General features: G+C 32.5%; 5 protein-coding genes. 4 read left to right on the top strand and 1 reads right to left on the bottom strand.

The window, feature by feature from the left end:
* Positions 1–543: 543 nt before the first annotated feature.
* Complete coding sequence (locus tag HGC4_RS03780) at positions 544–936, bottom strand: hypothetical protein (RefSeq protein ID WP_050708793.1); 393 nt, start codon at positions 934–936, stop codon at positions 544–546.
* A gap of 226 nt (positions 937–1,162) precedes the next feature.
* Between HGC4_RS03780 and HGC4_RS03785 the strand changes: the two genes are divergently transcribed.
* The 4 genes from HGC4_RS03785 (at position 1,163) to cas2 (ending at position 8,662) form a co-directional block, all read left to right on the top strand.
* Positions 1,163–2,041 carry a HEPN domain-containing protein gene (locus HGC4_RS03785; RefSeq protein ID WP_050708794.1) on the top strand — a complete coding sequence of 293 codons (879 nt, stop codon included), beginning with the start codon at positions 1,163–1,165 and terminating at the stop codon, positions 2,039–2,041.
* Positions 2,042–2,285: 244 nt separating this feature from the next.
* Entirely contained in the window at positions 2,286–7,379 is a 5,094-nt protein-coding gene (gene cas9 / locus HGC4_RS03790; RefSeq protein ID WP_050708795.1) for a type II CRISPR RNA-guided endonuclease Cas9, read from the top strand.
* Positions 7,376–8,311 (top strand): type II CRISPR-associated endonuclease Cas1, encoded by a 936-nt coding sequence (gene cas1, locus HGC4_RS03795; protein WP_050708796.1) that lies wholly within the window; start codon positions 7,376–7,378, stop codon positions 8,309–8,311. Before cas9 ends, cas1 begins: the two co-directional genes overlap by 4 nt.
* A 12-nt stretch (positions 8,312–8,323) precedes the next feature.
* Positions 8,324–8,662 (top strand): CRISPR-associated endonuclease Cas2, encoded by a 339-nt coding sequence (gene cas2, locus HGC4_RS03800; RefSeq protein WP_050708797.1) that lies wholly within the window; start codon positions 8,324–8,326, stop codon positions 8,660–8,662.
* Positions 8,663–9,173: the final 511 nt, after the last annotated feature.

A 9,173-nucleotide genomic window follows, 5' to 3' on the forward strand; every position in this document is an offset into this window, starting at 1 on the left:
TTTATACTATTGCTGATATTAAACCTTGATATTTCAGATATAGATGAAAAAAGTTCGAAGTTACAAAAGTTGATACAAGAGTACTATATTCTTATTGTAGAAGAACAGTGTCATTATGTTATTAGTGACCAATTATTATTTTGTATCTGTTCTCAAATGAATATTATTTTTGATTTGCTTTTTTTGTTGTATTATTAACCATTAATCATTTTTTTAAGGAGTAGCAGTTACAGGTAACTTTTTCCATCCTTCGGGTGGGGCTTCCATTATGAAATAGGGAACTCTAATATAGGTCATAAAACAACGTGATGGATCATTGGGGAGAACTTGGATAAAAAAAGTTTACCTTCATCATTCATATAGTTGACAGAGTGTAGCCATTTATAAACTACAAATAGAAAATAACAGTCTCAAAGCAAACCAGACAACAATAATAAAACAAAGAAAATAAAGTCTTAACTTCATTGTTTTTTCATTATAAAAAAGAAAAATGCGTGCTAATAAACTAAAGCACGCATTCTACAATACAATATTTGGAACCCGTTAATAAATAGAGACAAAGTAGATATCGTCTTTCGCCTTTTTTATGGATATGAAAGAATTGGGTAATGTCCAACGGTTCTGAATATAATCATAAGCATAAGTCTTATTCAGATAACTGATATAGTTATTCAACTCATCCAAGTTGTCCAAGAATATATAAGAAGCATTGCAGGTATTATTTCCGTCAAAGGCACAGGACAGGGTTGCTTTCTGATCATCGAACGCCAGTTCTATTAAATTCTCTTTCATTCCATTTTCAATGTATTCAGCTACATACATAGGATTATCAGAATAGCTTTCTTTGATTTCGTCATGGGATAGCCTTAATACCAGAGAAGAACAATTTATCAGTATTGCACAATATGCGTTTGAGCTTGTTTGTTGTGTTGTCATACATACGTCTGTTTATAGCCTGATGGTAAATCAGACCGATTATTAATCTAAAAAAACAGATATATTTACGACTGTAAGCTTGACTTATGAAACTGCAAAGGTATCAGACCCATAAAAATAGCAGCACGAAATATCCAGTTAACAAATATACAAATTTATATAATAAAGTATTTTTCTTTTTCCTTATCTTTGGTAAACTTAATTTTACAGTATCTAAACAATTCCGATGAAAAAGTCCATAGCCTATCTTCCTAAATCCAAACAAGAAGACTTAATACGCCTTGTTATGGAGATTAATAAACGGCTTCCCGAAGCCGAAATGATTATCTTATTCGGTAGCTATGCGAGAAATGAATATGTAGACTATGACGAAAGAGTAGAATTCGGTATTCCTACCTCTTTCCGTTCCGACTATGATATCTATGTAGTCACAAGTAAGATATCAGACAATAAAGCAGGAATCATATTAGATAACATTGATGCATTATACTATAAAGAACCTGACTTTCAAACCCCTGTCAATTTTATCAATGACGATATTAAAACGATAAATAAAGCTCTCGAAGAAGGCAGGTATTTTCATACTCAGATCAAACAGGAAGGAGTTGTTCTTTACGATAGTGGTAAGTTTAAACTAGCCCGAAGAAGAAAGTTAAAGTTTGATGAGATACAAAAACAGGCTCAGGAGTACTTTGATGAGAAATTTAGCTTTGCAAACGAATTTTTAGGTTTTACAGATGATGCAATGAGAAAAGAAAGTTATAGAATGGCTTCTTTTTTCATTCACCAAGCCTGTGAAAACTATTACTATGCTATTCGTTTAGCATTTACGTTGAGAAGTAATAAACAACACAACCTGACTAAACTGGCTGCATCTGTCAAAGGTCATTCACCTGATTTGGCTCATGTTTTTCCGAATAATTCGGCAGAAGAGAAGCGGCTTTTCAATCTGGTAAAGGATGCTTATATAGAGGCGAGGTATAATCCGAAATTCATAGTTACTAAAGAGGACATTGATGCTCTGATTCCGAAAGTGGAGTTACTGAGGGATATTACTAAGCGTATCTGTGAGGCAAAGATTGGAGAGTATGCGAATATGGGTTAAACCTCATAGATATCTTTATTATAGAATTTTAGAGCCGATGTTAATCGGCTTTTTTCGTATGTAGTAGATACAATAAAAGAAAAAGCGACACCGAAGTGCCGCAATTGATGTTTTCACAACGGAATAATCCTTATTGTGATTTGCTTCCAAATTGTATTTGCAAATATATTAAAATTTCACAGAACCATACCAATATTCTTAAAATTTATTTATTTATCTTTAAGGCTTTGATAAAAAGGATACTATGAAAAAGATATTAGGATTAGATTTAGGAACCAACTCCATTGGTTGGGCGTTAGTAGAGGTGGATCATGAAAAGAAAATAGTGAAAATAATTGGACTTGGTTCAAGAATCTTACCTATGGATGCGGCTGAGATTGCTACATTCGAAACAGGTGGTAAGTTACCAAGTAGTGCAGCACAACGGAGGGAGAAACGCTCTCCACGCCGTTTGAATGAACGCTATCTTTTGAGACGTGATAGACTACATTGTGTTATGAACTTGTTACAATCTTTGCCAGAACATTACCAATTGTCGATAGAATTTGAAAATGAAAAAGGAAAGCGTAGTGGTAAATTCAAAAAAGGAATAGAAGAAAAATTCGCTTATTACAAAGATGATAATGGTAAGTATCAATTTTTGTTTATGGATGCTTATCAAGAAATGGAAAATGAATTTCGTCAACAACACCCTAATTTATTTTACGTTAAAAATAACAGTAAACAAACAAAAATCCCATACGACTGGACTTTGTATTATTTGAGAAAAAAAGCACTCCAAAAAACAAACAATGAATTAACAAAAGAAGAACTAGCTTGGATTACGTTGAGTTTTAATCAAAAGCGAGGCTACGAAAAAGTAATCGGACAAGATGAAAAAGAACAGAAAGATGGGATATTACTGGAAACTTTCACAGGTAAAGTGAAAAATGTAATAAAAATAGAAGATAAAGATTTGTATGAAATCGTTCTTGTTGAATTTAATAATGAAGAAAATGAATTATATCGATATAAAGAAGAGTCTAAAGTTCAAATAACATTTAAAAACGATTTAAAAGAGATTGAAATCATTTCAAAATATGATGATGAAGGTAATGTTGATAGCGAAAAAGCAGAATACATTATCAATGAAATCAGAGAAAGTTTGCTAGTACTGAATGTTCGTAATACAGGAAGAAGAAACAAAGAAAACTTTATATTTGAAATAGAATTGGAAACAGGCTGGATAAAAGAACAACAAAGCAGATTTACTCCCGATTGGAAAGGCACTAGCCGTGATTTTATCATTAAAACCAAATATGATAAAGATGGAAACAGAATACCGAGAGGACAGGATAAAGGCAGAAGCATCAGTATCCCCAAAGAAGAAGATTGGTCATTAATGAAATTAAAAACAGAGACTTCCATTCACTCTTTCAATACTAAATATAACACAACTGGTGTTGCTCCTTATATTTATTATAATTTGCTTCAAAACCCAAATCAAAAGGTAAAAGCTGGTTTAGTTACGGTTATAGAAAGAGAATTTTATGAAAAAGAATTGGAGGCAATTTATAATTCACAAGAGAAATATCACCCCGAATTGAATAATCGAGAATTATACAGGCAAGCTGTTCAATTATTATATCCTAATAATAAAACTCGCAGAGATGCTTTAATTAATCTGGATTTTAAAAATTTGATTAGTACGGACATTATGTTCTATCAACGAGATTTGAAATCAAAAAAATCATTAATCGCTGATTGTGACTACGAAAAACGCAACTATTTTAATAAAGAAATAGGTGTGGTATGTAAACAACCATTAAAAGCAATTCATGCTGCAAATCCGTTGTATCAGGAATTTCGGTTGTGGCAATTCATAAAAAGTTTGAAAATTATCAAATGTGAAGATGTTATAGGTGATGAGATTTTAATAAATCAAGATGTTAGCCGAGAACTTCTAACGCTTGATATAAAAGAAAAAATATTTGAATTTCTGAACGACAGAAAAGAAATTACACAAAAACAATTATTGAAGAAATTATCAGAATTGCATAACGAAAAGACTATTTCTTCCAATAATTACAAATGGAATTATCCGGAATATGATGACGAAGACAAGAAAAACGAATATAAAATTATTTGTAATCCAACAAGATCTGAATTTATTATACGAACAAAGAAAATAAAAAACTTTTATTGGGATACATTTTTAAGTCCCGAAAATGAATATTTATTATGGCATTTCTTTTATTCCGTCAAAAAAAAGTCCGAATTTTCATCAGGATTAAATTCATTAGTTGAAAAATTGTTGAAAAGAGCAGGGTTACCAGCAGATTACAAAAGTAATTTGGTGAAAAGTTTTAGCACCTTTAGTGGTTATAAAAACGACTATGGAGCATATTCTGAAAAAACGATCAAAAAACTGTTACCATTCTTGCGAATAGGGAAATATTGGAAACGGGAAGATGTAGAACAAATACTGGAAAATCGTCCTTCTGACATCTTAGAAAAAGTTGAGATAGTTTTGGATAAAGTGGTTACAAAAGAAGAAATCAATGGCGAAATAACAGATTTTCAAGGATTATGGCTTTCAAGTGCTTGCTATTTGGTATATGGTAGACATTCGGAAGTCGGAGATGTCAAGTTTTGGACTTCTCCATATGATATAGAAAACTTTATACGAAATGAATTTAAACAACACTCGTTGAATAATCCTGTAGTTGAAAAAGTTTTAATAGAAATGTTGCAGGTGGTAAAAGATATTTGGATGTATTACGGATTAAAAGCGGGTATTGATGAAAATGGAAAATTCACCTACAACAAACTGTTCGACCGTATTCATATTGAATTAGGACGAGAAATGAAGAAAAATAATAAACAGAAACAGAGTGATGACAAAAAAAACAGTGAAAACAGAAAAACCAATAATAGAATTATAGAATTACTAAAGGATTTAAAAAAAGAAAATCCTTCAATTCAAGAAAAATCACCCTTTCAACAGGAAAAATTAAAAATTCTGGAGCAAGGAGTGCTGGCTTCTATTGAATATGAAAAAGATAATGTTTCTTATGAACTATTAAATTCATCGGAAACAATCTCTAAAAAAGAAATCAAAGAACTTGTAAGCGAAGACATATCCAAGGTTAGTAAAGGCGTATTCGAACGATACAAACTTTGGTTAGATCAACGTTATCAATCTCCATACACAGGCAAATTCATTAAACTTTCCGATTTGTTTGATAGAACAAAATATGAAATTGAACATATCTTTCCCCAAGAACGTCTTACATTAAATTCTCTTGAAAATAAAGTAATTTGTGAGACCGAAGTCAATAAAGACAAGAAAGCTAACACAGGATATGAATATATATTAGGAGCTAATAATAAGCTAATTAGATGTGCTGCACACGGATATAAAGAGATTCCAATTCTATCTGTTGATGATTATAAAGAATTAGTAAATAGAAATTTTATTGGTAAAAAACGTGATATTCTACTGTGTAAAGATATTCCTGACGAATTTACAAATAGTCAGAAAGTTAATATGCAATACATCTCCAAGATGGCTGTAAAATTGTTAAGTAACATAGTCCGTGAAAAAGATGAGGATACTTATCGGTCGAAGAATGTATTAGCTACAAACGGAACAATCACATCAACATTGAAAAAGCATTGGCAATTAAATGAAATATGGAGTGATCTTATGTCGCCACGTTATAAAAGGTTGAATAAGTTAACGGAATCAACCTTGTTTGGTGATATTCGAATAATGAATGGACACGAAGTGTTTGTAAACAATAATCAGATTCCACAGCAAATAAATAAGAATTTTGATCCTAAAAGAATTGACCACAGACACCATGCTATAGATGCTTTAATTATTGCACTTACTACCGAAAATCATGTGAACTATTTGAATAATATATCTTCGCAAGACAAAGGCGAAGATAAACTGAAAACGAGAAAAATAATAAAGTATCAATTAACGGATACTAAAAGAGGTGACAATAGCACAAAGGAATGGTATTTTTTACCGCCTGCACAACTAAAAACAAAAGAAGGCATTATAAACTATAACTATGAATACAAAGATATAAGCGGAAATGTTTTTAAGGATATTGCAAAAACGGCATTAGAAGATACCATTGCAAGCTTCAAACAAAAAAATAGGATTATTCGTCAGCGTTGGAACAAATATTCCACTCTTGAAAATGGGAGTATTGTGATTAAAGAACAAGAGGGGTTAAGCGGTAAAGAGAACTTTAGTATTAGGCAATCGTTACACAAGAGTACTTTTTACGGAAAAGTAAAACTTGCATATAAAACTTCAAACATCAAATTGGAGGAAGCTATTTTTGAAGATTATGATATTGTTGATAATTTGTTAAGCAAGAAGATTGAGGACATGAAGAAGCAATTGTCTATATCTGAAATTGTTGCTTGTTTATCAGTTAATTATCCAACTGTAAGAGTCTATGATAAGTTTGTAGCCACAAGGTATGGTTGTAAGTTGGAAAGTTTGGCGACCATTTCTTCTGATAAAGAGGTAAAGAAAATGATTGAAAGCATTACCGACACAGGTATTCAAGAAATATTACAAAACCATTTGAAAAATTACGATTCTGACCCACAAACTGCATTTTCTTACGATGGTATAAGAGCATTAAATGAAGCCATAGTTAAACCAAAACATGGGTTAACGAAAAAAGGGAAACCCCATAAGCCAATTTATAAAGTAAGAATGGCAGATGTGATGGGAGCGAAATTTTCAGTTTCGGAAGATGGACAAAAAAGTACCAAATATGTTGTAACAGATGCTGGAAGTAACGCATTTTGTGGTGTTTATGAAATAAAAAAAGGCGAAAGGAAATTTTATATTCCTACATTAAAAGAATTATTGAATAATTTAAAAAATGGCGAAAATCCTTGCCCCGGTAGCCACCCTGATTTTCCTGAATATAATTGGATTTTTAATCTATGTGCAAATGATTTAGTGTATCTTCCAACACAAGATGAAATAGATAATGATAATAAGACCCCTGTTGATATTGATAGCCTTGATAAAAGTAGGATATATAAATTTACAGATGGTAGCGGGACTACATTGAATTTTGTTCCTGTGAATTTTGCTTCATTACTTTATGGGTTTCCAAAAAATGTTGCCCGAAAAAATGCAGAAAATTTGAAAAAAGAACATTCATTGGAATACACAGATGTCTTATTGCAGAATGAATTGGGGTTAGGTAGCCCTCAATCGAAAAATCAAAATTCGATAGATCGTATACAGATTAAAAAATACTGTATAAAACTTGATGTAGACAGACTCGGAAATATCAAACCTCTATTACCATGATCAAGAAGACACTTTACTTTGGCAACCCTGCGTACTTAAGTATGCGCAACAACCAGTTGGTGGTAAAACTACCCGAAGTTGAGAAGAATGATACCTTGCCTGAAAACTTCAAAAAAGCAAGTGAAACCCTCTTTCTGATTGAAGACTTAGGCGTAGTTGTACTCGACCATAAACAAATAACCCTAACACATGGGCTTATAGAAAAACTGTTGGATAACAACACAGCATTGTTGACTTGCGATAGTAGTCGGATGCCTGTAGGGCTGATGCTCCCATTATGCGGAAACAAGACACAAAGCGAAAGATTTAACTCACAGATTAATGCTTCTGACCCTTTAAAGAAAAACTTATGGCAGCAAACCATAAAAGCCAAAATAACAAATCAAGCAGAAGTATTGAAGAAATTTAGGTCTTGTAATATCCGTAATATGATGCACTGGGCAGGAGAAGTAAAAAGTGGTGATCCCGATAACTTTGAAGGACGTGCTGCTGCGTATTATTGGAAAGAAGCTTTTCCTCAGATTGACAACTTCACAAGAGGCAGAGAAGAGAATCCACCTAATAACCTACTAAACTATGGGTATGCTATACTTCGTGCAGTTATTGCCCGCTCGTTAGTAGCAAGTGGGTTGTTACCAACGTTGGGTATACACCACCACAATCGATACAATGCTTATTGCTTGGCAGACGATATAATGGAACCATATCGTCCATTTGTCGATGAATTAGTTTTCTCGATAGTAGATAGTGGCGAGGATTATACCGAATTAACGACTTCGTTAAAAAGCAAATTGTTACAAATACCAACCATAGATGTGATGATGGGGAATCAAAAAAGTCCCTTGATGATTGCCGCAGGTCAGACAACTGCATCCTTAAACCAATGTTTCGAAGGGAAACTACGTAAAATTAAATATCCCGAATTATTATAATCCATCGGTAATATGGAGCAAGACCGATTAAATCAATACCGTATTATGTGGGTTCTAGTATTATTTGATCTACCTACCGAGACAAAGAAAGATAGAAAAGTATACGCTGATTTTAGGAAGAACTTACAGCGAGATGGATTTACCATGTTTCAGTTTTCGACTTATTTACGGCATTGTATGAGTGTTGAGAATGCTAATGTACATATCAAACGAGTGAAAAATTTTCTTCCGGCAAAAGGACATGTCGGAATACTCTGTATTACAGATAAACAGTTTGGTATGATGGAACTGTTTTACGGGAAAAGCCCTGAATCAAAAAAAACAGGAGCTCAACAACTTGAATTGTTTTAGAAAATAAAAATCCCGATCAAAGTCGGGATTTTTATTTGAAATACATTGATTTTTCAAATGCTAATGGTGTTTGCAATATGTTGAAATACATATACTTGCTGTATGGTATGATGTATTTCAATGAACTAAGATACAATTTTGAAAGCAAATCACAACTACTCCATACGCTTGTTAACGTCGTTATAAGATGTATTTCAATGAACTAAGATACAATTTTGAAAGCAAATCACAACCCTGTATCTGTATTAATCGGCGGTACGCCTGATGTATTTCAATGAACTAAGATACAATTTTGAAAGCAAATCACAACTAATCTTTACTACTGATAGTGAATTATGGGGATGTATTTCAATGAACTAAGATACAATTTTGAAAGCAAATCACAACGTATCCGACGTTGCGCCCCGTATGGATTTGGATGTATTTCAATGAACTAAGATACAATTTTGAAAGCAAATCACAACTAATGATTATTAAGGCTATTACTCCTGTTAGATGTATTTCAATGAAC

Source organism: Dysgonomonas sp. HGC4 (genome assembly GCF_001261715.1).
Taxonomy (GTDB): domain Bacteria; phylum Bacteroidota; class Bacteroidia; order Bacteroidales; family Dysgonomonadaceae; genus Dysgonomonas_A.

Excerpts from the sequence above, each read along its gene's own strand:
- HGC4_RS03780 (WP_050708793.1), bottom strand. The coding sequence starts at position 936 with ATGACAACACAACAAACAAGCTCAAACGCATATTGTGCAATACTGATA.
- HGC4_RS03785 (WP_050708794.1), top strand. The coding sequence starts at position 1,163 with ATGAAAAAGTCCATAGCCTATCTTCCTAAATCCAAACAAGAAGACTTA.
- cas9 (WP_050708795.1), top strand. The coding sequence starts at position 2,286 with ATGAAAAAGATATTAGGATTAGATTTAGGAACCAACTCCATTGGTTGG.
- cas1 (WP_050708796.1), top strand. The coding sequence starts at position 7,376 with ATGATCAAGAAGACACTTTACTTTGGCAACCCTGCGTACTTAAGTATG.
- cas2 (WP_050708797.1), top strand. The coding sequence starts at position 8,324 with ATGGAGCAAGACCGATTAAATCAATACCGTATTATGTGGGTTCTAGTA.